Below are 25,694 nucleotides of genomic sequence, written 5' to 3' on the forward strand. Positions count from 1 at the left end.
AAAGCCCGCCAGCAACCTGATCTCCTAGCGTGCCACAAACCAATCCCTGTGGTTATGGGTCCCTGCGTTCGCAGGGACGACACCGGTTGTGGAGCAGCATCCCGGCCGAACCGAAGCGCGACGCCGTGCTACACCATCTGCTCGGCAACCATCATGTAGTTCACGTCCATGTCGGTCGACAGGCTCCAGCGGTCGGCGAAGGGGCTGTAGACGACGCCGCTCTGCTCGGTGATGACCAGACGATTGTCGAGCAGGTATTTCGTCAGCTCGTCCGGCGTGACGAACTTGCTCCACTCATGCGTGCCGCGCGGCAGCCAGCGCAGCACATATTCGGCACCGACGATGGCGAGCGCAAAGCTCTTCCAGTTGCGGTTCAGCGTCGAGACCACCATCATGCCGCCCGGCTTCAGCACGGCGGCACAGCGGCCGAGGAAGGCACCGACATCGGTGACGTGCTCGACGACCTCCATCGCCAGCACGATGTCGAAGCGCTCGCGCGGATCCATCTCCTCGATCGTGGTGCAGCGGTAGTCGATCGACAGATGGCCCTTTTCCGCATGCAGCCTGGCAGCGGCAATGTTGCTGACCGAGGGATCGACGCCGACGACCTGCGCGCCCAGCCGCGTGAACGGCTCGCACAGCAATCCCGCGCCGCAGCCGATGTCGAGCATGCGCAGTCCCGAGAGGCAGTTCAGGCTCTTGGCGTTGCGCTCGAATTTCCGGCAGGCGGCATCGCGGATGTAAGTCAGGCGCAGCGGGTTGATCTTGTGCAGGGGCGCCATCTTCCCCTTGGGGTCCCACCAAGTCTCGGACAGTTTCGAGAACTTCGCGATCTCGGCCGGATCGACGGTCGAGCCGGAGGGAACAGAAGTGCTGCGGGAATCCTGAGGCATTGTCATCGCTGAATACTCAATGATCGAAGCTGCGGCGCCGTACCGGGGCTAACGCGCCGTGATGGCGTTCCGGAACGCCAGCGGCTCCGCGATGGTCGAAATGGTTTCCTTGCCCTCGCCCACCCCCAAGATGGTGACGTCGCCGTAATTGAGAACCCGTCCCATGATGGTCTGGTTGACGTCGACGCTCTCGACCTTGTCGAGGGCCATCTCGAAGGTACGGCGCTTGATGAAACCGGTTTTATGGACGACGCGACGATTGGTGACGTCCGTCTCCGTGGTGAGGCGATGGAACCAGGCCCGGACCGTCCAATACAGGGCGACAATGGCGATGACGGCGGCGGTGGCCAGGCACAGCATGACCAGACTGTCGTTCACGGTCATGCGGGAGAGGACGAGCAATCCAAACACGACGATCCAGGCCCCGATCGCGGGCAGGTAGAACATCCAATGCGCATTGGTCGAATACAGCACCTTCTCGCCGGGTTGCAGGATTTCGTCGATGTAACGCGCCATTCCAAGCCTCTCACCTGACCCTGTCACCAACCTGACCCTGTCACCACAAGGAACCGTCTTGCCCCCAGCCGCGGCGCTATGTATACGCGCGTTTCGGCTGGCGCGCCTCCGGTTTCGCGCTAAGCCGGTCAACTTATCCTCCTGATGGGAATGAGCGCGTCGTCATGGGTCGCCTCGTGCTGAAATTCGGCGGCACATCCGTCGCCAACATCGACCGCATCCGCAACGTCGCGCGCCACGTCAAACGCGAGGTCGATGCCGGTCATGAGGTTGCCGTGGTCGTCTCGGCGATGTCGGGCAAGACCAACGAGCTGGTCGCCTGGTGCACCGAGGCGTCGCCGATGCATGATGCGCGCGAATACGACGCCGTGGTGGCCTCGGGCGAGCAGGTCACGTCCGGCCTGCTGGCGATCGTGCTGCAGAGCATGGGCATCCAGGCCCGCTCGTGGCAGGGCTGGCAGATCCCGATCAAGACCAGCGACGCCCATGCCTCGGCGCGGATCGTCGATATCGACGGCTCCGAGCTGATCCAGCGCTTCCGCGACCGCAAGGAAGTTGCGGTCATCGCCGGCTTCCAGGGCATCAACGCCGAAACCGGGCGAATCACCACGCTCGGCCGCGGCGGCTCGGACACTTCGGCGGTGGCGATCGCGGCCGCCATCAAGGCCGACCGCTGCGACATCTATACCGACGTCGACGGCGTCTACACCACCGACCCGCGGGTGGTGCCGAAGGCCAAGCGGCTCGACAAGATCGCCTTCGAGGACATGCTGGAGCTGGCGTCCCAGGGCGCCAAGGTGCTGCAGGTCCGCTCGGTGGAACTGGGCATGGTGCACAACATGCCGATCTTCGTCCGCTCCTCATTCGACAAGCCCGAGGATATCGACCCGCACGCCAACCAGCCGCCGGGGACGCTGATCTGCAGCGAGGAACAAATCATGGAAAATCACGTCGTGACCGGCATCGCCTTCTCCAAGGACGAGGCCCAGATCTCGGTGCGCCAGATCGAGGACAAGCCGGGCGTTGCCGCGTCGATCTTCGGACCGCTGGCTGATGCCAACATCAATGTCGACATGATCGTCCAGAACGTCTCGGAAGATGGCAAGACCACCGATCTGACCTTCACGGTGCCGGCGACCGACTACAACCGGGCGCGCGAGACCATCACCGCGGCCAAGGACAAGATCGGCTACCAGCGCTTGGATACCGCAACCGACGTCGCCAAGGTCTCGGTGATCGGCTCGGGCATGCGCAGCCATGCCGGCGTCGCCGCCAAGGGATTTGCCGCGCTCGCCGCCCGCAACATCAACATTCGCGCGATCACGACCTCCGAGATCAAGTTCTCGGTGCTGATCGACGCCGCCTATACCGAGCTCGCCGTCCGCACGCTGCACACGCTCTACGGACTGGACCAGGCCTAGAAAATCCTCCTCCGCGACCACACCTGTCCCGTTATGTGACAGCGGGACGGGCCGGAGGTCGTTCGAAAGCCGTTGACGCCGCCCGCGGTGGCAGGCGTTTTGCTTGGCAAAACAAGCCCTAATTCGCTATACGCCATCGCAGGATGGCAGCCGCAAACTGTGCTCCAGTGATGGTTGTTCTGGTTCGGGCCGGCACTCTGAGCGTGCGATAGTGCCGAATCGAGAAAGCTGTTCGATGCCGCGAGTTTAGCGCCAGATCCGGCCGCGTGCCGGGCTGGCCCCAGGAAGGGGGATTGTGCCACATGCGAAGCGCGTCGGGAGGCCCCCGCGTCCTGCTCAGACGGCTTCGCGAGACCATGGCGGAGCAGGTCTCGGCACAGGAGCGACTCGACAAGATCGTGGTGCTGATCGCGGCCAACATGGTCGCGGAGGTCTGCTCGGTCTATGTGCTTCGCGTCGACAACACGCTCGAGCTCTACGCCACCGAAGGTCTGAACCGCGACGCCGTTCACATGACCGTGCTGAGCGCGCATGAGGGCCTCGTCGGCCTCGTCGCGAGCGAGGCGACGCCGCTCAATCTGAACGACGCGCAGAGCCACCCCGCCTTCTCGTATCGGCCGGAAACCGGCGAAGAGATCTACCACTCCTTCCTTGGCGTGCCGATCCTGCGCGCCGGCAACACGCTCGGCGTGCTGGTGGTGCAGAACCGCGCCAAGCGCACCTATGTCGAGGAAGAGGTCGAGGCGCTGCAGACCACCGCGATGGTGCTCGCCGAGATGATCGCCTCCGGCGAGCTCGCAGCGCTCGCCCAGCCCGGCGCCGAGCCGGCGGCGCGGCACTCGATCCACAAGACCGGCACCGTGCTGTCCGATGGCATCGCGCTCGGCCACGTCGTGCTGCACGAGCCGCGCGTCGTCATCAACAACTACATCGCCGAGGACCTGCCCAAGGAGATCAAGCGGCTCGACGCCGCGCTGCTCAAGCTGCGGGCCGACCTCGACCGCATGCTGGAGCGCGGTGACGTCGCCGATGGCGGCGAGCACCGCGAGGTGCTCGAAGCCTATCGCATGTTCGCCAACGACCAGGGCTGGTCGCACAAGCTGCACGAGGCGGTCGCGACCGGCCTCACGGCGGAAGCCGCCGTCGAGCGCGTGCAGTCCGACACCCGCGCCCGCATGCTGCGCTCCACCGATCCGTATTTGCGCGAGCGGCTGCACGATCTCGAGGACCTCGGCTACCGGCTGCTGCGCCAACTGGTGGGCCAGGACCACGCGCCCCGGCGCGAGCACCTGCCCGACAATGCCATCCTGATCGCGCGCGCAATGGGCCCGGCGGCGCTGCTCGACTACGACCGCAAGCGGCTGCGCGGCCTCGTGCTCGAGGAAGGCACTGCCAACTCGCATGTCGCGATCGTGGCGCGTGCGCTCGGCATTCCCGCCGTCGGCGAGGTGCCGAACGCGCCGGGCATCGCCGATCCCGGCGACGCCATCATCGTCGATGGCACGTCGGGCTCGATCTACGTTCGGCCGTCGTCCGAGATCGAGTCCGCCTATGCCGAGCGGGTGCGCTTCCGCGCTCGCCGCCAGGCGCAATATGGCGAGCTGCGCAACAAGCCCTGCGTGACCAAGGACGGCCAGCCGATCGAGCTGATGATCAATGCGGGCCTGGTCATCGACCTGCCGCATATCGAGGACACCGGCAGCGCCGGCATCGGCCTGTTCCGCACCGAGCTGCAATTCATGGTGTCCGCCAGCCTGCCGCGCTCGAGCGACCAGCTGGCGCTGTATCGCACGGTTCTCGACGCCGCCGGCCACAAGCCCGTCACGTTCCGCACTTTGGACATCGGCGGCGACAAGGCGCTGCCCTACATGGAGACCGTGATCGAGGAGAATCCGGCGCTCGGCTGGCGCGCGATCCGCCTCGGCCTCGACCGTCCGGGCCTGCTGCGCGGCCAGATCCGGGCGCTGCTGCGCGCCGGCGGCGGCCGCTCGCTGCGCATCATGTTCCCGATGATCTCGGAAGTCGCCGAGTTCGACACGGCCAAGGCGATCGTCGAGCGCGAGCTGACTTACTTGCGCCAGCACGGTCACACGCTGCCGGAGCGCGTCGACGTCGGCACCATGCTCGAGGTCCCGGCGCTGCTGTATCAGCTCGACGAGCTGCTTTCGAAGGTCGATTTCATCTCGGTCGGCTCGAACGACCTGTTCCAGTTCCTGTTCGCGGTCGATCGCGGCAATGCCAAGGTCTCCGAGCGCTTCGACACGCTGTCGACGCCGATCCTGCGGGCGTTGCAGCAGATCGTGCACAAGGCCAAGGCGGCCAAGCGGTCGGTGTCGCTGTGCGGCGAGATGGCCTCCAAGCCGATCGGCGCGCTGGCGCTGATCTCGCTCGGCTACCGCTCGCTGTCGCTGTCGGCCACCGCGCACGGCCCCGTGAAGGCGATGATCCTCGAACTCGACGCCGGCAAGGCGGCGACGAAGATGGCCGAATGGCTGGCCGCACCGGCCGGCAGCTTCTCGATGCGGCAGAAGCTGACCGAGTTCGCCGAGAGCGAAGGCCTCGCGCTGTAGCGGGCCCGTCGCGCCAAGCGTCTTCCGTTCGTATCGTTTGCTCCTAGATCAGATTGCATCATGTCGTCGCTTCCCGAAGCCAAACTGGATGTCCTGCTCGCGCATCACGCCTCGCTCGAGGCGGAGCTGCTAGGCCAGGTCAATTCCGACCGCTACGTGCAGATCACCCGTGAGCTCGCCGAGCTCAATCCGCTGATCGACGCGGTGAAGGCGTATCGCGCCGGCGTCAAGGAGCTCGCCGAGACGGAGGCGCTCATCGCCGATCCCGCGACCGACGCCGAGATGCGCGCGATGGCCGAGGCCGAGCGCGACGAGCTGATCGCGCGCCGCGGCGAGCTGGAGCAGCAGATCCGCGTCGCGCTGCTGCCGAAGGATGCGATGGACGACCGCAACGTCGTGCTCGAAATCCGCGCCGGCACCGGCGGCGACGAGGCCTCGTTGTTCGCCGGCGACCTGTTCCGGATGTATGAGCGCTTCGCCGCCCTGCAGGGCTGGAAGGTCGAGGTGATCTCGGCCTCCGAAGGCACCGTCGGCGGCTACAAGGAAATCATCGCCGAGGTGCAGGGCCGCGGCGCCTTCGCCAAGCTGAAATTCGAATCCGGGGTGCACCGCGTGCAGCGCGTGCCCGATACCGAGACCCAGGGGCGCATCCACACCTCGGCCGCCACGGTTGCCGTGCTGCCGGAGGTCGAGGAGGTCGATGTCGACATCAAGCCGGACGACCTGCGCATCGAGACCATGCGCGCCCAAGGCGCCGGCGGCCAGCACGTCAACAAGACGGAATCGGCGATCCGCATCACCCACATCCCGACCGGGATCGTCGTGATGATGCAGGACAGCCGCTCGCAGCACAAGAACCGCGCCTCGGCGATGAACATCCTGCGCTCGCGCATCTACGACGCCGAGCGGCAGAAGGTCGACGCGGCGCGCTCGGCCGAGCGCAAGGAGAAGGTCGGCTCCGGCGACCGCTCCGAGCGCATCCGTACCTATAATTTCCCGCAAGGGCGCGTCACCGACCACCGCATCAACCTGACGCTCTACAAGCTGCCGCAGGTGATCGCGGGCGAAGCGCTGAGCGAACTGATCGACGCGCTGACGACCGAGCACCAGGCAGCCCAGCTCGCCGCGCAAGGTGCGGCGGCGTGATGCGCACCGGCGCATTGCAGGAGGCGATGCGACGCTGCCCCGACACAAACGGTGTCGTCCCGGCGAACGCCGGGACCCATAGCCACCGGCCTTCGTGGCTGTCACAGAAGGCAACTCCGACCGCCCGTCCCGCAACGGCACGGCGTATGGATCCCCGCGTTCGCGGGGATGACGCGTGGAGGGAGCTTGCGCGATGACCGGCCTCATCGCCGGCGTGACCATCGATGCCGCCCGCCGTGCCCTGGCCGCACGCTTTGCAGATGCGGGCCTCGACTCGCCCGAGCTCGATGCGCGGCTGCTGATCGGCCATGCGCTGCAGCTCGACCTCACCGGGCTCGTGATGCACGGGAGACGACAGCTCTCCCATGACGACGCGCAGCGCCTGGAAACGCTGATGCAGCGCCGGCTGGCCGGCGAACCGGTCGCCCGCATCCTCGGCACCAAAGAGTTCTGGGGCCTGGACCTGCGATTGTCGGCCGATACGCTGGTGCCGCGACCGGACACTGAGACCGTGGTCGAGCTGGCACTGGAACATCTCGCGGCCGGCGGCGACCTGAAGCGTCGCTTGCGCATCGCCGATCTCGGCACGGGCTCCGGCGCGATCCTGCTGGCGCTGCTGTCCGAGCTGCCGTGGGCCTTTGGACTGGGCACCGACATCAGCTTGGCCGCGCTGACGACCGCGCGGGACAATGCGCGCGCGCTCGGATTGGCCGACCGCGCTGGCTTCGTTGCCTGCTCCTACGCCGCAGCGCTGGCTGTAGGTTTCGACCTGATCGTGTCGAACCCGCCCTACATCCCGTCGTCCGAGATCGGCGCGCTCGACGCCGAGGTGCGCGCTCATGATCCGCTACGCGCACTGGACGGGGGCAAGGACGGGCTCGACGCCTACCGCGCGCTGATCCCGCAGGCAGCGGCCCTGCTTCAGCCCGGCGGCGCTGTCATCGTGGAGGTCGGGCTTGGCCAGAGTGACGACGTCGCTGCATTGATGGTGAGGGCTGGCCTGACGGCCGATTCCTCGACGATCCGGGCCGATCTGGCCGGTATTCCCCGAACCGTCATGGGCCTAAAAAAGCTCCGGTAAAGGTCGGGGGATAGAGAAAAAGCTCTTGGAATATCCCCCGGGAGCGACTACGTTCCACCCATAGCACCGGCGCAGGCCACGACGAGCGGTATTCACGGAACACCGCAGCAGTCAGATGCCAGAGAGCCGCGCCGGGCGATAGGTTCCAGAACGCAGATCTGCTGAGCGCGAGAGCCGGATGGCTGCGCAGCCCGCGACTGCAAAGCGAACGAAAGCCTGACTTTGCACTTGAGGTCTTACGCTAAGCAAACTGGGTCGGTCGTGGCGCATCTCGCCGTGGCTGGCTGAATGACGTGGTTCGCTGGTCCCAGGGGGCTGGCGGGTGGGGAACGCGTTTTGAACGCGCTTTTGTCGAGAGAATCGGCTGTCGATCACATCGGCATGGGTCGAACCGGCATGTCGGAACCGGCATGGGGCGGATGGCCATTTGGACCGCGCACGAGGCGTCCGAGCCCGGCGAAGGTATTTCAATACGCTTTCGGTATTCCGATAACAATCAGTGCTCACTATCAGTGCTCAGCAATCGGTGCTCCTAACGCAGGGTTGGAATAAAGGCAGGACATGAGAAACGGTCAGAACAACAAGCGGATGCGCAACCGGAACAGCGGCGGTAACAACAACAATAACCGGCGCGGCCAGAATCCGCTGACCAGGGTGTTCGAGTCCAATGGACCGGACATCAAGATCCGCGGTACCGCCTCTCATGTCGCCGAGAAATATGTCCAGCTTGCCCGCGACGCCCGCTCCTCGGGTGACCCCGTTGCCGCCGAGAACTACTACCAGCACGCCGAGCACTATTTCCGCCTGATTGCCGCCGCGCAGGAGCAGTTCCGCCAGAACCAGCCGCAGCAGCAACCGCGCAACGCCGATGACCTGACCGTCGACGACCTCGATGATGAAGGCGAGAGCTTCTCGCATTTCGGCCAGGAGCCCGGCTTCGTTCCGGCCCAGCCGCAGCCTCAACCCCAACCCTTCATGCGCGATCGCGAAGGCGGCCAGCGCGAGCGCGGCGACAACCAGCCCTATCAGCGCGAGCAGCAGCCGCGCGAGCATCGCGAGCCGCGCGAACACCGCGAGCCGCGGGAGCACCGTGAACCGCGTGAGCATCGTGAGCGGGAGCCGCGCGAGCACCGCGAGCGTCCGCAGCCCGTCCAGTACCAGCCCCAGCCGCAACCCCAGCCCGTCATCGCCGACAGCGGGGTCGATCGGTTGCCGTCCTTCATCACCGGCCCGCAGCCGCAGATCGCCAATGCCCCGGCCGCCTTCGAGGGCGCTGCCGAGCGCTATCCGCGCCGCCGCCGGCGTCCGCATGGTCCGCGCGGTGAAGCAGCCGCTGCTGCGCCGGCGCCGAGCGAGGACCTCAATCCGGGCGAATAGCGATTTCGCTCCGTCATGACGAAACGGGTGGGCCCTGAGCCCACCCGTTTTTCTTTGCGCTGAGAGGCACGCAGGGAGCGACCCGGTGTCATCCGTCACGCGACGGCAGACCGACCTCGCGGCGGCCGGAGCCACCGGATCCTGGGGCCGACGGTGACGGCGCCAGCACGGGTTCGAGTCGTGGGATCAGCCGGATGCGCTCGCGGCGCGCCGGGATCACCCGGTAGACCTGCTTGGTCGCCTCGACGATGTGGACACCGGCGAACGGCAGCGACAGCGCAGCGCCGACGCGCTCCCAGGCCATCGCCGATTTCAGGAACCAGCCACCGACCGGGGGCATGAACAGCGCCTCGCCCCAGCCGGTCGGCGTGAACCAGGTCTGCCGCAGCAACTGCGTGATCTGCGAGCGGGAATAGGGCCGGCCATGGCCGAATGGCGTGTTGTCGGTCCGCGTCCAGACGCCGCGCCGGTTCGGGATCACGATGATCATGCGTCCCGCCGGCGCCAGCACCCGCCACATCTCCCGCAGCAGCCCGGCCGGGTCGTCCGACATCTCCAGCGCATGCACGATCAGGATGCGGTCGACCGCCGCATCGGGCAGCGGCAGCGAGAACTCGTCCACCAGCGAGGCCAGGGTCGGCCGCGCCGTCGGCCATTTCAGCACCCCCTGCGCCGCCGGCATAAAGGCGATGCAGCGTTCGGAATCCTCGCGGAACAAGCCGAGATAGGGCGTGGGATAGCCGATGCCGAGCACCCGCTGCCCGGCCGCGTTCGGCCAGCGCGCGCGGATGCCGCGGTTGATCAAGAGCCGCGCGACGATCCCGAGGCGACCCGAATAGAAATTCCGCAGATCGATCACGTCCATGACGTCAATGTATCATGCGGGCGCGCGCTGCCACGCGCCGAATATTGCGTTGCGCCTCCAGCGTTAACGCCATATCTCTGCCCGGGACATCGGAGGCGCCCCGCAGCGCTGCGCCCGGGCTCCGCTTCCACGACCTTCTGGCATCGCGAGCGCTACCATCGTGCCTCGCCCGGTCCCGCCGACGGAGACATCATGGCCGCCGACATCCGCGTCTTCACCTGCCTGTCCGACAATTTCGGCTATCTGATCCATGACCCCGCGACCGGCGCGACTGCCTCGATCGACGCCCCCGAGGCCGGACCGATCGTCCGGCAATTGGACGCCGAAGGCTGGACGCTCACCGACATCCTGATCACGCATCACCATCACGACCACGTCGGCGGCGTCGCCGAGCTCAAACAGAAATATGGCTGCCGGGTGGTCGCGCCGCACGACAAGACGACGGCGATCGCCAACGTCGACCTGCGCGTCGCCCATGGCGATGTCGTGAAGATCGGCGAGCTGCTCGCGCGCGTGCTGGAAACGCCCGGCCATACGCTCGACCACGTCTCCTACGTGTTCGACGCCGACAAGGCGTTGTTTGCGGCCGACACGCTGTTCTCGGTCGGCTGCGGCCGCGTGTTCGAAGGCACCTATCCGATGATGTGGGACTCGCTTCTCAAGCTGCGCGCGCTGCCGGACGACTTCCGGCTCTATTGCGGCCACGAATACACAGCCTCGAACGTCAAATTCGCGCTCACCGTCGACGGAGACAATGAGGCGCTGAAGACCCGCGCCGAGGAGGTCACGCGGCTGCGTGCCGCCAACCGGCCGACCATTCCGTCGCTGCTCGGCGACGAGAAGACCGCCAACGTGTTCCTGCGCGCCGACGATCCGGCCGTCGCTTTGCGGCTGCGCATGAAGGGCGCCAGCGCCGAGCAGGTGTTCGGCGAGCTGCGTGAGCGCAAGAACAAGTCGTAAGGCTGAGGACGACGATGACCACGCTCTCGGCTGCCGACATCATCGCGCGCCTTGGTCTGCAGCCGCATCCGGAGGGCGGACATTTTCGCGAGACCTTCCGCGATCCGGCCGTGGACGCCTCCGGCCGCGCCGCGTCGACCCTGATCTATTTCCTGCTCGCCCGCGGCGAGCGTTCGCATTGGCACCGGGTCGACGCGGTCGAGACCTGGCATTTCTATGCCGGGGCACCGCTGACCTTGCGGATCGCCGCCGAAGGCCAGGCGTCGCAAATGACGACGCTGGGGATCGACCTCGCAGCCGGCCAGCAACCGCAGGCGATCGTCCCTGCCCATGCCTGGCAAGCCGCCGAGAGCACCGGCGATTGGACGCTGGTGGGCTGCACGGTGGCGCCGGGCTTCATGTTCGAAGGATTCGAACTCGCGCCGCCCGGCTGGGAGCCGGAGGTCTGAGTCAGGCGCTCGCGCCCGCGACCTTCGCGGCGGGCTCGGCGAAGCGCTGGCGCTCCTGGGCGAGGAAGCCGGAAATCGCGTCGGCCGGCATCGGCTTCGCGAAGTAGTAGCCCTGGATGTAGTCCGCGCCCAAACGCCGGAGGCTGTCGAGCTGCTCCTTGGTCTCGACACCTTCGACCACACACGAGATTTCCATGTCGGCGCAGAGGCCGGTCAGCGACTTGATAATCTTGTGGCTGATCGGGTTGGCATTGACGTCGCTCACGAAACTGCGGTCAACCTTGAGCTTGTCGAGCGGCAGCCGGTGAACGTGGCTGAGCGACGAGTAGCCGGTGCCGAAATCGTCCAGCGAGATACCGCAACCGATCGCCTTCAGCGCCGCGATCGACTGCTCGGCGCGGGCGAAATCAAAGGTGACGGCGGTCTCCGTGATCTCGAACTCGATTCGGCGCGGCGGAACGCCGCTGGCATGAATGACCGCCAGCAGCGGAAGAACACCGTCCGGCGAACAGATGTCGTGCGCGGAGAGATTGAACGACACGCGAATGTCGTCCGGCCAGGTCCGCGCCGCCGCGAGCGCCTTGACCAGCAGACAGCGCGTCAGGCTGCGGATGACGCCGATCCGCTCGGCCGCCGGGATGAAGCTTGCGGGCGACACCGTGCCCAGTTTGGGGCTGTGCCAGCGCGCCAGCACCTCGAATCCGGTGGTGCGCGAATTCGTCGCGTCCATGATCGGCTGAAACGCCAGATCCATCTCGGCTTCGAAATCGGCCGTGCGCAACAGGTGCTCGATCACGCTGCGGCTGCGGATCTCCGCCTCGAGCTCGGTCGAGAAGATGATGGCCTGGCCGCGGGCGCGGCGCTTGGCGTGGTAGAGCGCATAGTCGGCGCATTCGTACAGCGCATCCGCGGCCATGGCCGAGCGCGGATATAGCGCAAAGCCGGTCGAGCACGACAGGCCAGTATGCGTCGTGTCGAACTGATAGGGCAGCTTGATCAGCTCGGTGATCTGCCGTCCGAGGTTGAGCAGATCGTCGTCCGTGGGGTTGCCGGCGACCACCAGTCCGAACTCGTCGCCGCCGAGCCGGGCGAGATGGACCTGGCCGCCATGGCCGGCACAGGCGTCGCGGACGCGGCGCGCGGCCTCCATCAGCACGCGGTCACCGACCGTATGTCCATAGGTGTCGTTGATCGGCTTGAAGCCGTCGAGATCGATGATGCCGACGGCGAGCCGCGTGCCGTCCCGCTCGGCCTCGGCGAATGCCTGCGTGAGCTCCGAGAAGAAGCGGCGGCGATTGGGCAGATCGGTCAGCGCGTCCAGATTGGCGAGGCGGAAGTTTTCATCCGACAGCGCTTGCGTCGCGGCCTGCTCTGCGAGCAGCGATTTGCGGCTGGCGACGAGCGCGGCGAAATCCCGATAGTAGATGAACAGCACCGTGACCATGGCGCCGGACACGAGCAACTGATTGACCGCGATCGCACGCAGCGCGTGAACGCCCGTGGACATGAAGAAGATGACGTAGGGGACGATGACCACGAGGGTCACGATCAGCGCCGCGGAGCGCAAATGCATCAGGCAGAAGATGATGCCGATGACCGTGACCGCCATGTAGAACGCGACCTGCCCCTTGGCGAACGGATCGCCATAGGGAAACAACGCGAATGACCAGACGACGAACAGCGCCCCGATCGGGCCGGCGATCCGGTTGGTGACGCGCAGGTTGCGCAGCACCTCGGCGTCGTTGCTGGCGGCCTCGCCCTGCCGCAGCCACCACAGCATCCGCGCGCCGGTAATCGTCGATAGCAGGGCCGGCACCGAAATCGTGAGCCACGTCGGCGCCAGCGGCAGGAAGGTGTAGGCGAGCGCCAGGCTGTTGGTGATGAGAATGAAATAGAGCAGCGGCACCTGCTTCGAGAACGCCTGGAACTGCGCGCGCGTCAGCTCGGGATTGTCGGCGGGGACGCGAAACAACTCCCCCGCGCGGGCCATGTAACGTCTCACGTCCGGCATCGCCGCCCCGTTGTCAGCACCATTTGCCGCGAACTATCGCGCGGGACGGGTAAAGGGCGGGTTAGGTGCAGACCGCGCCAAACCGTAATCGGCGGTTGTGAGCTACCGGCCGGCGCGCTGGTTTTGCGCACGGTTAAGTGCGCATCAAGGATAACCGGCGGATTCGGGCCGCCGTACCGAAGTCCGCATGCGAGCGGGCACCGCCTGGCTTTCGCTCAACCTGACGCGGTCAGCGCTTGCGCAGAAGGAACATGTCCTTGGCCGCGACCAGACCGCCGCCGGCGATCAGCAGCGCCGCCACGGCGATGGTCGCGCTCGGCCGCGCGTAGCCGGCAACGATCAGGAACGCCGTCGACAGCAGCGGCGTCGCATAGGACGCCGCACCGAGCACCCGAATGTCGCCCCGCTTCATGCCGATGTCCCAGGCGTAGAACGCAGCACCCACCGGGCCGATGCCGAGACCGGCAACAGCGAGCCACTGCGTCGGGCTGTCGGGCCAGACCGTTCGCTCGACCGCAACATGGACCAGGGCCGCCAGCGCGGACGTCGCCAGGCAGAAGCCGGCGACCGCATCGGTCGGCACCGCCTTCAGACGACGCGAGAGCACCGAATAGATCGCCCACACGAACGCCGCGACGAAGGCGGCCGCAAGCCCCGGCAACTGGCTCGCAGCGAAGCTCGCACCGTTGCCGAGCAACAGCAGCGCGGTTCCGACGAGACCGATCGCGGCGCCGATGACGTGATGGACCGCCAGGCGCTCGCCAGGCAGGAAGGCCGAGAACAGCACGATCAGCAGCGGCCAGAGATAGTTCAGCAGCCCGGCTTCCGCCGGCGGCGCGAAGCGCAGCGCCAGGAAATACAGCGCGTGATAGCCGAACAGGCCGCCGACGCCCACGGCCCACGCCCTCGCCGGCTGCCGCAACACCTGCAGCCCATCCGGTCGACGCAACACACTGAGCAGGCCGACCGCGCCGCCGACAGCAAAGGTCATTGCCGCAAGCTGGAAGGCGGGGATCGTACCCGTCGCCACCGTCAACAAGGCGAGCAGCGACCACATCAGGATCGCGGTCAGACCGATCAGGGTCGCAGTTCGCTGGGACATCAGGCGGCAGGCTCCGTCACGGCCGGCTCATGCCGGCCACCACGCCTTCGTCCGTGCGGGAAGCGTCCAAGACGTGAATGCCCGCGGCGAGCGCGGGCGTTCGATTTCCTTAACCGCAGAAGGCGGCCGGAGGCAACGCCGCCGGCGCGGATCACACCATGTACTGGCCGCCATTGACCGACAGCGTCGAGCCGGTGATGGCTCCCGCCTCATCCGCCGCGAGGAACACCACGGCGCGCGCGATCTCCTCGGGCTCGCCGAGGCGCCCCACCGGAATCAGCGGCAGAATGGCTTTCTCGAGCACATCCTTCGGCACCGCCTGCACCATCTCGGTGTTGATGTAGCCCGGGCAGATCACGTTGACGGTAATGCCGGCCTTGGCCGTCTCCAGCGCGAGCGCCTTGGTGAAGCCGATGTCGCCGGCCTTCGCCGCGGAGTAGTTGACTTGGCCAAACTGGCCCTTCTGGCCGTTGATCGAGGAGATGTTGATGATGCGGCCGAACTTGCGCGCGCGCATGCCCTCGATGACCGGGCGGGTCATGTTGAACAGCGAGCCGAGATTGGTGTTGATGACGGCGCTCCACTGCTCGAGCGTCATTTTGTGGAAGGCCGTGTCACGGGTGATGCCGGCATTGTTGATCAGCACGTCGATGGGACCGAGATCGGCTTCGACCTTCTTGATGCCTTCGCCGCAGGCCTCGAACGAGCTGACGTCCCATTTGTAGACGGGGATCTCGGTCTCGCTCTTGAACTTCTCCGCAGCGGCATCGTTGCCGCCGTAATTCGCCGCGACCTTGTATCCCGCCGCCTTCAGCGCCTTGCTGATCGCCGCTCCGATACCGCGCGTCCCCCCGGTCACCAACGCCACACGTGCCATGTCGAATCCTTCCCTCGATGACTGATCGCACAGGACAACCTCTGGCTGCCACCGTGCATACCGTTGTTATTGGATCATGAAACGTCGTGCGACGATCAACTTGCCGCATGACCATCGATGCTCGCTCAACTCCATTTTTTTAGTGGTCGATTATGCGACGTGTTTGACGGACATCAAGAACAAAACGCCCGGCGAGATCGCCGGGCGTTGATCTTTAGTTGAGCTGGACGCGATTGCGAAGACTGAACGGTTCGCAGTCAGTGCCGGCTTTTTAGTCGCGTGCGACGCACAGCGCGATGCCCATGCCACCGCCGATGCACAGCGTCGCGAGGCCCTTCTTGGCGTCGCGCTTCTGCATCTCATGCAGCAGGGTCACGAGCACGCGCGCGCCGGATGCACCGATTGGATGGCCGATCGCGATCGCACCGCCGTTGACGTTGACCTTGGCCGGATCCCAGCCGAGGTCCTTGTTCACGGCACAGGCCTGCGCGGCGAACGCCTCGTTGGCTTCGATCAGGTCGAGGTCGGCGATATTCCAGCCGGCCTTCTTCAGCGCCGTGCGCGACGCCGGGATCGGGCCGGTGCCCATGATCTTCGGGTCGACGCCGGCCTGTCCCCAGGACACGATCCGGGCGAGCGGGGTCTTGCCTTCCTTGGCTGCCTGCTTGGCGGTCATCAGCACCACGGCCGCTGCGCCGTCATTGATGCCCGACGCGTTGCCGGCGGTGACCGTGCCGTCCTTCTCGAAGGCCGCACGCAGCTTGGCCATGGCCTCGACCGTCGCGCCATGACGCGGGTATTCGTCGGCGTCGACCACGGTGTCGCCCTTGCGGCTCTTGACCGTCACGGGCGCGATCTCGTCCTTGAACCTGCCGGATTTCTGAGCGGCCTCGGCCTTGTTCTGCGATGCAACGGCGAACTCGTCCTGCTGCGCGCGGGTGATCTGATATTGCTTCGCAACGTTCTCGGCGGTGTTGCCCATGTGATAGCCGTTGAAGGCATCCCACAGACCGTCCTTGATCATCGTGTCGACCAGATCGAGCGAGCCCATCTTCACGCCGGCGCGCAGGTATTGCGCATGCGCCGCCATGCTCATCGACTCCTGGCCGCCGGCAACCACGATGTCGGAGTCGCCATTGACGAGCGCCTGGTAGCCCAGCGCGACGGAGCGCAGGCCCGAGCCGCACAGCTGGTTGATGCCCCAGGCCGGGCTTTCCACCGGAATGCCGGCGGCGATCGAGGCCTGACGGGCCGGGTTCTGGCCCTGAGCTGCGGTCAGGATCTGCCCCAGAATGACTTCGGACACACGGCCCGGCTCGATACCGGCGCGTTCCAGTGCGGCCTTGATTGCGACAGCGCCCAGCTCATGGGCCGGAACACTGGCAAAGGCACCGTTGAAGCTTCCAACCGGGGTACGGGCGGCACTGACGATGACGACATCGTCTGACATGGGCATCTCCTGGGGTTCTTGATCTTGGACGTGAAAGCGAGGGCTTGAGAACTTGAGGGTATTTGAAATGAAAATGATCTTTTCAGTTCACGGTCGTGCCGGCCGTCCGCAAGCCCCGGATTGGCGAGTGCGAAACCTTCGCGCTTCATCCTGTTAACGTCGTTGCGACATGTCAATTGGCGGCATCAGCAATTCCTGTTGCAGCGCATTCAAATTGGGATGCTTGGCCGTTTCGTGAGCAAGATTTCTGCTGCGGGATTAACCGTTCCGCACAAAACCGTAGCCGAACTCGCCCGAAAGTGATTACGTTATTGCATTGCGTAGCTCTTCGCCCTGCGGCGACGCCGCCGGGTTCCCTGTTCTCGGTTTGCATGTGTGAGCTCATGGCGAAATCTGACCAACCCACCACAATCAAGAAATACGCGAACCGGCGGCTCTACAATACCGGGACGAGTACCTACGTGACCCTCGAAGATCTTGCCTCGATGGTTAAGAACGGGGAGGATTTCCTGGTCTACGACGCCAAGACCGGCGACGACATCACACGCTCCGTACTCGCCCAGATCATCTTTGAACAGGAGAACAAGGCCGGCCAGAACCTGCTGCCGACCACGTTCCTGCGCCAGCTCATCCGCTTCTACGGCGACAGCATGCAGATGGTGGTACCGAAATACCTTGAGCAGTCGATCGATACCCTGACCAGAGAGCAGGAAAAGTTCCGCAAGCAGATCGCTGACACCTTCAGCGGGACGCCATTCGCGCCGCTCGAGGAGCAGGTGCGCCGCAACATGGAGCTGTTCCAGCAGACCTTCTCGATGTTCAAGCCGTTCGCGCCGCCGGCCCGCGGGGAGGAAAAGGCGGCCGAGCCGACCCCGGCCGCCGACGACAACATCGATGAGCTGCGTCGTCAGATGAAGGAAATGCAGGATCGGCTCGACCGCATGTCCGAGCCGAAGAAGGACGAGCAGCAAGGCTGACGCCGAAGGCCGGCGGCCGATCAGCTCGCCGCCGGCAACTCGACCGTGCCATTACCGATCCACGGCCGATCGACCGAGGCGAGGCCGATCACCCGTCCCTGGATGTAGTCGCAGCCCCAGTCGCGCAGCAGCGCGACCGACGCCTCGTCCTGCACCCATTCCGCGACCGTCTTGATCTGCAGCCGTCGCGCCAGCTCGACCAGCGTCTGCACGAAGGCGCGGTCATCAGCCGAGCGCACGAGATTCTGCACGAAGGCGCCGTCGATCTTGACGATGTCGACGCCGAGCTTGCGCAGATTGCGGAACGAGGTGTGTCCGGCGCCGAAGTCATCGATGGCAATTCGGCTGCCGAGATCTTTCAGCCGCGTCACGAAGCCGCGGAGATCGTCGACGTCCTGGATCTCGACCGTCTCGGTGATCTCGACGATCAGCCGTTCGGCGACCCCCGGATGGGCGCGCATCATGGACTCGATCGAGGCCCACCAGTCCGGATCCATGGTGGTCTCAGGCGAGATGTTGAGGCTCAGGGTGACGTCGGGCGTGCTCGCAAGCTCCGCCACCACCAGCTCCAGAATGCGGTGATCGACCAGGCGGATCAGGCCGAGACGTTCGGCGACCGGCACCACGTCCGGCGCCAGGAGGGCCCGACCGTCATCCTGGCGCATCCGCACCAGGCATTCATAGAAGGCGGGCGCAAGCGTGTTGGCATTCACCACCGGCTCGAACGCCGTGACGATGCGCCGCTCATTGAGCGCGGTCACGATCTCATCGGTGACGCGGATGTTGACCTTGCGCTGCGCGTCGCGCTCCACGTTCGGCCGCCAGGTCGAGAACGATCCGATGCGGCGGCGCTTGGCGGCGTCGAGCGTCTCATGGGCGCGGTTGACCGCCTCCTCGACCGAGCGGGCGTGACGGGGAACGCTGACTGCGCCGATCGTCGCGGTGACGGCGACCGGACCAGACTTGGTCGGCACCACCTCGTCGCGCACCGTCGCGAGGAAGCGTTCGGCGGCGGTGTTCATGTCGTCCATCGTACAGTTCTTCAGGATCAACCCGAACTTGTTGCCCGAGAACCGCCCGAGCGTGTCGCCGCCGCGGAGCCGGCCCCGGATGCGCTGGGCGATCTCCAGCACGACGCCGTCGGCGACGTCGAAGCCGAAGGCGTCGTTGATGCGCGCGAGATGATCGATGCCGACCAGCATGAAGGCGCAGGAGAAGCGGAACCGCTGCGACTCCTCGATCACCTCGGCAAGCGTCGCCAACAGGTGCGTCCGGTTCAGCTCGCCGGTCAGCGGATCGTGGCGTGACAGCTTGAGCAGTTGCTCCTCGCGGGCGTGGCGCTCGTTGTTGATCCGCACGATGCCCTGGGCACGCGATGGCCGCCCATCGGGGCCGGCGAACCAGCAGCCGGTCTCCTCGACCCAGATCAGCGGCGCACCCGCGTGGGTGCGCACGCCATATTCGATCCGGTACGGCGTGCCGGCGGCGCCATGCAGCGGCGCCGCCTGGTGCATGATCTCGGAGCGGATGCTGCGGTCCGGCTCGATGAGCTTGCTGAATTCGGCGCCGTTGCAGAGTTGCGGCAGCGGAACGTCGGCAAACACCGCCCCGACGTGATCGCTCCAGACGATCACGTCGCTCGCCAGATCCCAGACGAAGGCAGCTTGGCCCAGGGACGCCAGGATCATCGCGGTCTGTGGCAATTCGGATGTCAAGATCGCCTCGTTTCGGCACAGGCCGGCAAGACCGGCGCTGATTTGGGAACGGCCGACGCGTATCAGCGCGAGCGGCGGCGGCCGACTTCGCGAATCAGACTACGCATCTCTGGTTAACGGAGAGCATGCCGAGGCGACGGGCGCGTGTCCGAGACGCGTCAACCATCTTTGGAACGTACAGCGCTCGACGCGCTTGGAACGGCATTGGCTTTGCGAGTTGGAATGGCGAAAGGCTCCGGCGTCCCATAACGTGACACGCGCGCCGGTAATGGTTGGGCAATGTTAACGATTGATCAGGACGAGGGCTGCCTGGACCGAACGGAGGAGACGTCGCGCTCGGTCGTGCTGCTGCCGGCCGGCACCAGCGACGAGCATCGCGCGCGCATGGTCCGCGCCTCCCGCCCCGACGCCAGCTTCGTCACCCATCTGATCGCGACCGCCGAGCACCTGCCACAGACCCGCACGCTGAGGCGTGCCGCGCCGGCAGACGTGCACAACGCCTATGCGGCGAGGCTTCAACCGGTGACGCGGGCCGTCGGCCGGACCCGGCAGGTGATCTGAGCGCGGCTCGCCTGCGCGTCAGGCCTTTGGCGTGTCGGTTTTTGGCGGCTCTTGGGCCCCCGGGCCGGTCACCTCGGCCTGCAACTCCGGGGCGGCGCCTTTCGGCTCCGCAGCAGCCGGTCGGGGCACCGAGCGATCGAGCAGCACCGATTCGGCGACCGAGGCCGCTGCCGGCACGGCATCGGTGGACTCCTCGTCGGGTGCAGGAGGGGCAGCGGCATCCGCCGGCTGAAGCTCCGCCCTGGCCGGTTCTTTGGCCGATTCTTCGATCAGCTCGGGCTCGGGATCAGAGATGGGCACGTCGGCAGGAACCGGCGCGGGAGCAGGCGCGGCTACGACGGCGCGGGCGGCGCGCTTGGTGCGCAGCGAGATGCCGCCGAAGAAATCGACCATCGCCAGCAGGGTCAGCAGCAGAAAGGTCGAATTCCCGAACTTCTGCCACATCACGAATTCCGCCGCGGCGCCGCCGAAGACCAGCAGCGACAGCAGATGATCGGTCAGATATTTCCCGTTCGGCTTCGCCGCCTTGATGATTTCGAGCAGCAGCAGCAGCACGCCCAGGGCCAGCAGCATGTCGCCGAGCGAGATCGTCCAGACCTCGCCGGACGGAAGCTGAAGGCGCAGCAGCGTCTCGCTGAAGGCGACCCCCGGCATCAGGAAGACGATCATGTTGTAGATCGCCAGCGGGATCAGCAGCAGCGGGAAACCGACCATGGACATCGGTTGAAGCCTTGGATGGCGCGGGCGGCGGCCCGGCGCAAAATCAATCGGTGCGAAGATGATGACAGCGAGACGGGATCACGCGACACAGATACGCAACGGTCCCGGCGAATCACGTCGCACGGGACCGCTTTCAACCCCATCGATGGCCGAATTCGGGCAGCTTGGAAAGCGGCCCGCGCGGACAATCAGGCGTCTTTCTTCTTCAGAACCTGGCGGCCCTTGTACATGCCGGTCTTCAGGTCCAGGTGGTGTGGACGACGCAGCTCGCCGGAATCCTTGTCCTCGACATAGGTCGGCTTCTTGATGGCGTCAGCCGAGCGGCGCATGCCGCGGCGCGACGGCGAAGTTTTTCTTCTGGGGACGGCCATATCGGTATCCTCTAGGGGTATTTCGGAAGGCATCGTCCGCAAAGGGACGGCTGCAGCCATGAAGCTGGCGAGCCCGGATGCCGATCAAGGCCGCGCTTATAGAGGAAGGGGTGCGGCATGGCTAGGGCTCTCCGAGGCATTTTTGGCCAAAATTGCGCCCGCTCGGGTCTCAACGCCGCTCCCCCCAGCAGGTCTGCAGGCTGGAGGCCTGGGCCCGCACCATGTAGGTCGCCGACAGCCGCCGCACGCCCGGCCCTGGAGCCCGGGCACTGCGCCGGACGGGGTTCGGCAGAATCGAGGCCATCAGGGCCGCCTCGCGCGGGCCGAGCCCCGCGGCGGAGCGGTTGAAGGCGTAATTTGCGCCCGCCTCGACGCCGAACTGGCCGGATGGGCCAAGCTCGGCGATGTTGAGATAGATCTCTAGAATGCGCCGCTTGCTGAGCACGAGATCGATCCATAGCGCCAGCGGCAGTTCCAGCGCCTTGCGGACATAGCTGCGGCCCTGCCAGAGGAACAGGTTCTTGGCAACCTGCTGGGTGATGGTCGAGCCGCCGCGGCTGACCTCGCCGTCCTCGGCGTCGTCCATGACCTCCCGCAGCGCCCCCCAGTCGATGCCGTGATGGCCGCAGAATTTGGCATCCTCCGCGGCCACCACCGAGCGGGGCAAATACGGCGACATCGCCGAGAGGTCGATCCAGTGCCGCGTTACCGGCTGCCCCGTCACCGACCGCCACAGCATCAGGGTCGAGACGGGGTGACCCACGGCATAGAACGGCGTCAGCGCGTAGGGCACGAGCAGCACCAGCACGACGATCAGGAGGATGGTTCTGACGGTACGCAAGGGCAGGCGTCGCTCGGGTTGGACCGCCGCGGCGGCAGACAATTGGCCGGGATTATCCGACATCTCCATGAGGTTTCCTGCTTTTTTCCGCAGTTGCGGCCGAAAGCCGCCACCGCCCCGGCAATTGACGAAGTCGCCGCCATCAACGATTGTCCGGCGAATTTTGCCCCTGGAGCTCTTGTTAAATGACTGCGACGGCCCTCACCGACTTCACCCAACGCCTGGACAAGACCGCGGAAGAGACCGAAGCCCTGCTCGGCGAGCTCCTCGGCGATGCGCCGCTGGCGGACGAGATCATCAGGCCGAAGCGGCTGATCGAGTCGATGCGCTATTCGAGCCTCAACGGCGGCAAGCGGCTGCGCCCGTTCCTGGTGGTCGAGAGCGCCGCCGTGTTCGGCGTGCCCCGGCGCGGCGCGCTGATGGCGGGCGCGGCGCTCGAATGCATCCACTGCTATTCCCTGATCCATGACGATCTGCCGGCGATGGACAATTCCGACCTGCGCCGGGGACGTCCGACCCTGCACAAGGCCTATGACGACGCTACCGCGATCCTGGCCGGCGACGCGTTGCTGACCATCGCCTTCGACATCATCACCCGCGACGAGATCCATCCCGATGCCGGCGTCCGGCTGGCGCTGACCCGGGCGCTGGCCCGCTGCGCCGGTGTCGGCGGCATGGCCGGCGGCCAGATCCTCGATCTGGCCGGCGAAGGCCGGTTCGGCGACCGCGACCCGGTCGACGTCGCTCGCGTGCAGCAGATGAAGACCGGCGCCCTGCTCCGCTTCGGCTGCATCGCCGGCGCCCTGCTCGGCCAGGCGTCGGCAGCCGAGTACCAGGCGCTCGACGATTACGGCCGCGCGCTCGGCGAAGCCTTCCAGATCGCCGACGACCTGCTCGATGTCGAGGGCGATGCCGCGACGCTCGGCAAGCCGGCCGGCGCCGACGCCGAGCTCGGCAAGACCACCTTCGTCACCCAGCTCGGCGTCGAGGGCGCCAGGCAGCGCGTCCGCGACCTCCTCGCCCGCGGCGATGCCGCGCTGTCGATCTTCGGCGCCAAGGGCGACGTGCTGCGCGCCGCCGCCCACTTCGTCGCCGAGCGCAAGAGCTGAGGCGAGGCGTTGGCCGGAGTCCATCCCGACGATCCGGACCTCGCTCGCTTCGCAAGCATGCCGGCTGCGTTGCGCGTCATCTATGCGCGGCCGCGCACCTTCGTTTCGCTGGGCATCGCGATCATCGCGTTCTTCTTGCTGCCGCAGGCGCTCCGCCTGATCACGCGGCTGCTGCTCGCCTGGGACATCTTCACCGCGCTCTACCTCGTGCTGGTCGCGGCGATGATGCTTCGCAGCGAGCATCATCACATCCGCCGCAAGGCGATCATGCAGGACGACGGCCGTTTCGTGATCCTGCTGGTCACGGCGCTCGGCGCCTTTGCCAGCATCGCAGCGATCGTGCTCGAGCTCGGCGCCTCCAAGCGCGACGCGCCGGCGCTGACGCTGGCGCTGCTCACCGTCTCGCTGTCCTGGGCCGCGGTGCATGCGACCTTCGCCCTGCACTACGCTCATGACTACTACCGCGGCGCCAAGCCCGGCGGCCTGCAATTCCCCAGCGGCGACACCGACGAGCACGCCGACTACTGGGACTTCGTCTACTTCTCCTTCGTCATCGGCATGACCGCCCAGGTCTCCGACGTCGGCATCACCGACAAGATCATCCGCCGCACCGCGACCGTGCACGGCATCATCTCGTTCATCTACAACACCGCGCTGGTCGCCCTGATGGTCAACATCGCCGCCAGCGTAATCTCGTCCTGATCAGTTGCACACCTCGACGCTGGCGTTGTTGGCCGGACCACCGCCGCCACGATATTCGAGACGGCAGCCGGGCCTGACGGCGCGGCACAGATAGGCATCGCAATAGATCTGGCCGGTGGACTTCGGCGGCCGGGCGGCCTGGGTCTGCGGCCTGGCATAGCCCGGGGCCGACCCGATGCCGACGCTGGCATTGGGAAGCGGCAGGCCGGGCTCGGGAGCAGCACGGCCGCGACGGCGCGACGGCACGTCCCCGTCGTCCTGCCCGCGCCTGGCAACCGGCTTCTTCTCGCGCCGCTTCTCGCATTCATTGTCGTCGTTGACGAACGAGCCCTCGGCGCAAACGACGCGCGTGCAGCGGTCGCCGTCCGACTTGGTGCCATGCTGGCAGACCAGCGGGCAGACGCGGGCCTGCTTGAGCTTGATCGCCTGCAGCGCATCGGCCGAGGCGGCCTGGGTATCGAGCTTGGTGCCGGCATAGCGGTTGAACTGCGACAGCGAGCGGCGCGAGGCCGAGCCCCAGTCGCCATCGGCGTCCTCGGTGAGGCAGCCGACGCGGCGCAGCTCGAGTTGAACGGATTTGGCGAGATCAGCCGGCTGCGATGGGGGAGTCAGCGAGGCGACCTCCGGCCCCTGCTGCAGGGCTGCGGCCGCCGGCGCGCCCGGCGATGTCGCCGCGCGCGGATTGTCGGCCGCCGCGAGCTGCTGCTCCTGCCGCTTCTTCTCGGCGTCGGCCGCCTGCTGCTGCGCCAGCTGATTGGCCTTCTCGGCAGCAATGCGCGCCTGCTCGGCCGCCTTGGCCTCGGCCTCCGCCTTGGCGAGGGTATCCTTGCGGGCGCCCTCCGCGACGAGTCGCGCGCGCTCGGCCTCGGTGGCGCGGGCCTTCTCGGAAGCGGCGGCGCGATTCTCCTCGGCGGTGAGCTTTTCGAGCTGCAACTTGGCCAGGCTCGCATAGAAGCCGTCCGGATATTGCGCCAGGAACGCGTTCAGCGCGCCCTTGTTGCCGACCTGCATCGCGAGCTCGTAGTCGCGCCGGATGTCGGCTTGCGGATTTGCGGGCGGTGCGACCGGCATCTGCGTGACGACGCGCGGCACGCCGGGGACTAGCGGCACGTCCTCACCGCCCAGCGAGCCATAGACGAACGGTTCCTGGCGGTTGCCGGTCGATTTCAGCACCTCGTCGCGCACGAAGCCGAACGCCTTGCGGACGTCGAGGCCGGGGGTCGCGATGTGCCGCGACAGCGCCAGTGTAAAGGGGCTGTTCTTGCCGTCGCCGTCCTGCGCCGTGGAGCCGGCCTTGGCGGAGTAGGCGATCAGCGTGTTGGGGCTGGTCGGCTCGACCTTGGCGAGGCCGCGGCCGAGGCTGCGGGTCGCCACCGTCCGCTGCATGTTGCGGGTGAACGGATTGTCGCGGCAGGCATCGAGAATGACCAGCCGCAGCTTCTTGGCCGGCTCGACGGCAACCAGGATGCGGTCGAGCGACAGCGTCTCGTCATAGACGTCGGTGTCGCGCTCGAGCCGGGCATCGATCGGGATCAGGTAGTTGGCCCCTTCGACCTCCATGCCGTGGCCCGCATAGTAGACCACGGCGATGTCGGCATCGCGCGCGGCGTCGGCAAAATCGCGCAGCGCCCGCCGGGTCTCACGGGCGGTGAGATCGCGCCTGTAATCGACGACGTCGAAGCCGGCGCTCTTGAAGGTCGCGGTCATCACCGCGCCGTCATTGGCGGGGTTCGTGAGCTGCGGCACGTTCTGATAGGCGGAGTTGCCGATGACGAGCGCCACCCGCTTCTCGGCGAGCGCGGGGTGGCCGATCAGCAGCAGCGCTGCCGTCAGGATGTAACCGCCCAATCGAAGTGACCAAGACATCGTACCTACCCCATACCGCTGGGAGACCTGCTGGGACGTGCCTATCAGAGTTCAGCCCATTCGGCTTGTGACCGGGATCACGCAGATTTATTCCCGATCGACCTGGCCTCGGCC

The 25,694-nt window shown here is 66.3% G+C and carries 23 protein-coding genes; 11 read left to right on the forward strand and 12 right to left on the reverse strand.

The genetic code is table 11. The features are described 5' to 3' along the window. Nucleotides 1-128: 128 nt before the first annotated feature. Both ubiG and QX070_RS04525 read right to left on the reverse strand, forming a co-directional pair. A complete protein-coding gene (ubiG, locus tag QX070_RS04520) occupies nucleotides 129-893 on the reverse strand; it encodes a bifunctional 2-polyprenyl-6-hydroxyphenol methylase/3-demethylubiquinol 3-O-methyltransferase UbiG (RefSeq protein ID WP_409999154.1) in 765 nt (254 codons plus the stop codon). Nucleotides 894-941: 48 nt separating this feature from the next. Continuing rightward, the gene (locus QX070_RS04525; protein WP_315735252.1) at nucleotides 942-1,409 is read right to left on the reverse strand and encodes a PH domain-containing protein; all 468 of its coding nucleotides are present in this window, start codon (nucleotides 1,407-1,409) and stop codon (nucleotides 942-944) included. Nucleotides 1,410-1,573: 164 nt separating this feature from the next. On the opposite strand from QX070_RS04525, the gene QX070_RS04530 reads away from it, so the two are divergent. The 5 genes from QX070_RS04530 to QX070_RS04550 all read left to right on the forward strand — a co-directional run bounded on the left by QX070_RS04530 (nucleotide 1,574) and on the right by QX070_RS04550 (nucleotide 9,004). Further along, nucleotides 1,574-2,830 (forward strand): aspartate kinase, encoded by a 1,257-nt coding sequence (locus QX070_RS04530; RefSeq protein WP_315735254.1) that lies wholly within the window; start codon nucleotides 1,574-1,576, stop codon nucleotides 2,828-2,830. 302 nt (nucleotides 2,831-3,132) lie between these two features. Beyond that, nucleotides 3,133-5,400 (forward strand): phosphoenolpyruvate--protein phosphotransferase, encoded by a 2,268-nt coding sequence (gene ptsP, locus QX070_RS04535; RefSeq protein ID WP_315735256.1) that lies wholly within the window; start codon nucleotides 3,133-3,135, stop codon nucleotides 5,398-5,400. 60 nt (nucleotides 5,401-5,460) lie between these two features. Then, nucleotides 5,461-6,546: a peptide chain release factor 1 gene (gene prfA / locus QX070_RS04540; RefSeq protein ID WP_315735257.1), complete on the forward strand. Its 1,086-nt coding sequence runs from the start codon at nucleotides 5,461-5,463 to the stop codon at nucleotides 6,544-6,546. Between the two features lie 193 nt (nucleotides 6,547-6,739). Then, the gene (gene prmC, locus QX070_RS04545; RefSeq protein ID WP_315735260.1) at nucleotides 6,740-7,627 is read left to right on the forward strand and encodes a peptide chain release factor N(5)-glutamine methyltransferase; all 888 of its coding nucleotides are present in this window, start codon (nucleotides 6,740-6,742) and stop codon (nucleotides 7,625-7,627) included. A 561-nt stretch (nucleotides 7,628-8,188) separates the two neighbouring features. Beyond that, on the forward strand, nucleotides 8,189-9,004 hold the full coding sequence (locus QX070_RS04550) for a DUF4167 domain-containing protein (protein ID WP_315735262.1): 816 nt from the start codon (nucleotides 8,189-8,191) through the stop codon (nucleotides 9,002-9,004). 88 nt (nucleotides 9,005-9,092) lie between these two features. On the opposite strand, the gene QX070_RS04555 is transcribed toward QX070_RS04550, so the two are convergent. After that, nucleotides 9,093-9,869, reverse strand: a complete 777-nt coding sequence (locus QX070_RS04555; protein ID WP_315735264.1) for a class I SAM-dependent methyltransferase — start codon at nucleotides 9,867-9,869, stop codon at nucleotides 9,093-9,095. Nucleotides 9,870-10,061: 192 nt separating this feature from the next. Here QX070_RS04555 and gloB point away from each other — a divergent pair, with 192 nt between their 5' ends. Continuing rightward, nucleotides 10,062-10,829: a hydroxyacylglutathione hydrolase gene (gloB, locus tag QX070_RS04560; RefSeq protein ID WP_315735266.1), complete on the forward strand. Its 768-nt coding sequence runs from the start codon at nucleotides 10,062-10,064 to the stop codon at nucleotides 10,827-10,829. Between the two features lie 14 nt (nucleotides 10,830-10,843). After that, complete coding sequence (locus QX070_RS04565; protein ID WP_315735268.1) at nucleotides 10,844-11,278, forward strand: cupin domain-containing protein; 435 nt, start codon at nucleotides 10,844-10,846, stop codon at nucleotides 11,276-11,278. A gap of 1 nt (nucleotide 11,279) precedes the next feature. Here the strand turns inward: QX070_RS04565 and QX070_RS04570 are convergent, their stop codons facing one another. From QX070_RS04570 to QX070_RS04585, 4 genes are all read right to left on the reverse strand, one after another. Then, the gene (locus QX070_RS04570) at nucleotides 11,280-13,289 is read right to left on the reverse strand and encodes a putative bifunctional diguanylate cyclase/phosphodiesterase (protein WP_315735270.1); all 2,010 of its coding nucleotides are present in this window, start codon (nucleotides 13,287-13,289) and stop codon (nucleotides 11,280-11,282) included. A gap of 229 nt (nucleotides 13,290-13,518) precedes the next feature. Continuing rightward, nucleotides 13,519-14,391 carry a DMT family transporter gene (locus QX070_RS04575; protein ID WP_315735272.1) on the reverse strand — a complete coding sequence of 291 codons (873 nt, stop codon included), beginning with the start codon at nucleotides 14,389-14,391 and terminating at the stop codon, nucleotides 13,519-13,521. Nucleotides 14,392-14,542: 151 nt separating this feature from the next. Then, entirely contained in the window at nucleotides 14,543-15,268 is a 726-nt protein-coding gene (locus QX070_RS04580) for a beta-ketoacyl-ACP reductase (protein ID WP_315715178.1), read from the reverse strand. Nucleotides 15,269-15,539: 271 nt separating this feature from the next. Beyond that, entirely contained in the window at nucleotides 15,540-16,718 is a 1,179-nt protein-coding gene (locus tag QX070_RS04585; protein WP_315735274.1) for an acetyl-CoA C-acetyltransferase, read from the reverse strand. Nucleotides 16,719-17,101: 383 nt separating this feature from the next. Between QX070_RS04585 and phaR the strand changes: the two genes are divergently transcribed. Then, complete coding sequence (gene phaR / locus QX070_RS04590) at nucleotides 17,102-17,695, forward strand: polyhydroxyalkanoate synthesis repressor PhaR (RefSeq protein ID WP_315735740.1); 594 nt, start codon at nucleotides 17,102-17,104, stop codon at nucleotides 17,693-17,695. Between the two features lie 20 nt (nucleotides 17,696-17,715). On the opposite strand, the gene QX070_RS04595 is transcribed toward phaR, so the two are convergent. Beyond that, nucleotides 17,716-19,383: a bifunctional diguanylate cyclase/phosphodiesterase gene (locus tag QX070_RS04595; RefSeq protein ID WP_315735742.1), complete on the reverse strand. Its 1,668-nt coding sequence runs from the start codon at nucleotides 19,381-19,383 to the stop codon at nucleotides 17,716-17,718. Nucleotides 19,384-19,689: 306 nt separating this feature from the next. Between QX070_RS04595 and QX070_RS04600 the strand changes: the two genes are divergently transcribed. After that, nucleotides 19,690-19,971, forward strand: a complete 282-nt coding sequence (locus QX070_RS04600; protein ID WP_315735276.1) for a hypothetical protein — start codon at nucleotides 19,690-19,692, stop codon at nucleotides 19,969-19,971. 18 nt (nucleotides 19,972-19,989) lie between these two features. On the opposite strand, the gene QX070_RS04605 is transcribed toward QX070_RS04600, so the two are convergent. The 3 genes from QX070_RS04605 to QX070_RS04615 all read right to left on the reverse strand — a co-directional run bounded on the left by QX070_RS04605 (nucleotide 19,990) and on the right by QX070_RS04615 (nucleotide 21,903). After that, nucleotides 19,990-20,691: a hypothetical protein gene (locus QX070_RS04605; RefSeq protein ID WP_315735278.1), complete on the reverse strand. Its 702-nt coding sequence runs from the start codon at nucleotides 20,689-20,691 to the stop codon at nucleotides 19,990-19,992. 188 nt (nucleotides 20,692-20,879) lie between these two features. After that, complete coding sequence (rpmF, locus tag QX070_RS04610; protein ID WP_006610266.1) at nucleotides 20,880-21,062, reverse strand: 50S ribosomal protein L32; 183 nt, start codon at nucleotides 21,060-21,062, stop codon at nucleotides 20,880-20,882. A gap of 169 nt (nucleotides 21,063-21,231) precedes the next feature. Continuing rightward, the gene (locus QX070_RS04615) at nucleotides 21,232-21,903 is read right to left on the reverse strand and encodes a biosynthetic peptidoglycan transglycosylase (protein WP_315735744.1); all 672 of its coding nucleotides are present in this window, start codon (nucleotides 21,901-21,903) and stop codon (nucleotides 21,232-21,234) included. Between the two features lie 185 nt (nucleotides 21,904-22,088). Here QX070_RS04615 and QX070_RS04620 point away from each other — a divergent pair, with 185 nt between their 5' ends. Next, complete coding sequence (locus tag QX070_RS04620; protein ID WP_315735280.1) at nucleotides 22,089-23,012, forward strand: farnesyl diphosphate synthase; 924 nt, start codon at nucleotides 22,089-22,091, stop codon at nucleotides 23,010-23,012. Nucleotides 23,013-23,021: 9 nt separating this feature from the next. After that, complete coding sequence (locus QX070_RS04625; protein ID WP_315735282.1) at nucleotides 23,022-23,714, forward strand: DUF1345 domain-containing protein; 693 nt, start codon at nucleotides 23,022-23,024, stop codon at nucleotides 23,712-23,714. Here QX070_RS04625 and QX070_RS04630 read toward each other — a convergent pair whose 3' ends face one another. Continuing rightward, complete coding sequence (locus QX070_RS04630; RefSeq protein ID WP_315735284.1) at nucleotides 23,715-25,580, reverse strand: caspase domain-containing protein; 1,866 nt, start codon at nucleotides 25,578-25,580, stop codon at nucleotides 23,715-23,717. Nucleotides 25,581-25,694 lie beyond the last annotated feature (114 nt).

It is taken from the genome of Bradyrhizobium sp. SZCCHNR1093, from assembly GCF_032381175.1.
Taxonomy (GTDB): domain Bacteria; phylum Pseudomonadota; class Alphaproteobacteria; order Rhizobiales; family Xanthobacteraceae; genus Bradyrhizobium.

Excerpts from the sequence above, each read along its gene's own strand:
- ubiG (WP_409999154.1), bottom strand. The coding sequence starts at position 893 with ATGCCTCAGGATTCCCGCAGCACTTCTGTTCCCTCCGGCTCGACCGTC.
- QX070_RS04525 (WP_315735252.1), bottom strand. The coding sequence starts at position 1,409 with ATGGCGCGTTACATCGACGAAATCCTGCAACCCGGCGAGAAGGTGCTG.
- QX070_RS04530 (WP_315735254.1), top strand. The coding sequence starts at position 1,574 with ATGGGTCGCCTCGTGCTGAAATTCGGCGGCACATCCGTCGCCAACATC.
- ptsP (WP_315735256.1), top strand. The coding sequence starts at position 3,133 with ATGCGAAGCGCGTCGGGAGGCCCCCGCGTCCTGCTCAGACGGCTTCGC.
- prfA (WP_315735257.1), top strand. The coding sequence starts at position 5,461 with ATGTCGTCGCTTCCCGAAGCCAAACTGGATGTCCTGCTCGCGCATCAC.
- prmC (WP_315735260.1), top strand. The coding sequence starts at position 6,740 with ATGACCGGCCTCATCGCCGGCGTGACCATCGATGCCGCCCGCCGTGCC.
- QX070_RS04550 (WP_315735262.1), top strand. The coding sequence starts at position 8,189 with ATGAGAAACGGTCAGAACAACAAGCGGATGCGCAACCGGAACAGCGGC.
- QX070_RS04555 (WP_315735264.1), bottom strand. The coding sequence starts at position 9,869 with ATGGACGTGATCGATCTGCGGAATTTCTATTCGGGTCGCCTCGGGATC.
- gloB (WP_315735266.1), top strand. The coding sequence starts at position 10,062 with ATGGCCGCCGACATCCGCGTCTTCACCTGCCTGTCCGACAATTTCGGC.
- QX070_RS04565 (WP_315735268.1), top strand. The coding sequence starts at position 10,844 with ATGACCACGCTCTCGGCTGCCGACATCATCGCGCGCCTTGGTCTGCAG.
- QX070_RS04570 (WP_315735270.1), bottom strand. The coding sequence starts at position 13,289 with ATGCCGGACGTGAGACGTTACATGGCCCGCGCGGGGGAGTTGTTTCGC.
- QX070_RS04575 (WP_315735272.1), bottom strand. The coding sequence starts at position 14,391 with ATGTCCCAGCGAACTGCGACCCTGATCGGTCTGACCGCGATCCTGATG.
- QX070_RS04580 (WP_315715178.1), bottom strand. The coding sequence starts at position 15,268 with ATGGCACGTGTGGCGTTGGTGACCGGGGGGACGCGCGGTATCGGAGCG.
- QX070_RS04585 (WP_315735274.1), bottom strand. The coding sequence starts at position 16,718 with ATGTCAGACGATGTCGTCATCGTCAGTGCCGCCCGTACCCCGGTTGGA.
- phaR (WP_315735740.1), top strand. The coding sequence starts at position 17,102 with ATGGCGAAATCTGACCAACCCACCACAATCAAGAAATACGCGAACCGG.
- QX070_RS04595 (WP_315735742.1), bottom strand. The coding sequence starts at position 19,383 with ATGATCCTGGCGTCCCTGGGCCAAGCTGCCTTCGTCTGGGATCTGGCG.
- QX070_RS04600 (WP_315735276.1), top strand. The coding sequence starts at position 19,690 with ATGTTAACGATTGATCAGGACGAGGGCTGCCTGGACCGAACGGAGGAG.
- QX070_RS04605 (WP_315735278.1), bottom strand. The coding sequence starts at position 20,691 with ATGTCCATGGTCGGTTTCCCGCTGCTGCTGATCCCGCTGGCGATCTAC.
- rpmF (WP_006610266.1), bottom strand. The coding sequence starts at position 21,062 with ATGGCCGTCCCCAGAAGAAAAACTTCGCCGTCGCGCCGCGGCATGCGC.
- QX070_RS04620 (WP_315735280.1), top strand. The coding sequence starts at position 22,089 with ATGACTGCGACGGCCCTCACCGACTTCACCCAACGCCTGGACAAGACC.
- QX070_RS04630 (WP_315735284.1), bottom strand. The coding sequence starts at position 25,580 with ATGTCTTGGTCACTTCGATTGGGCGGTTACATCCTGACGGCAGCGCTG.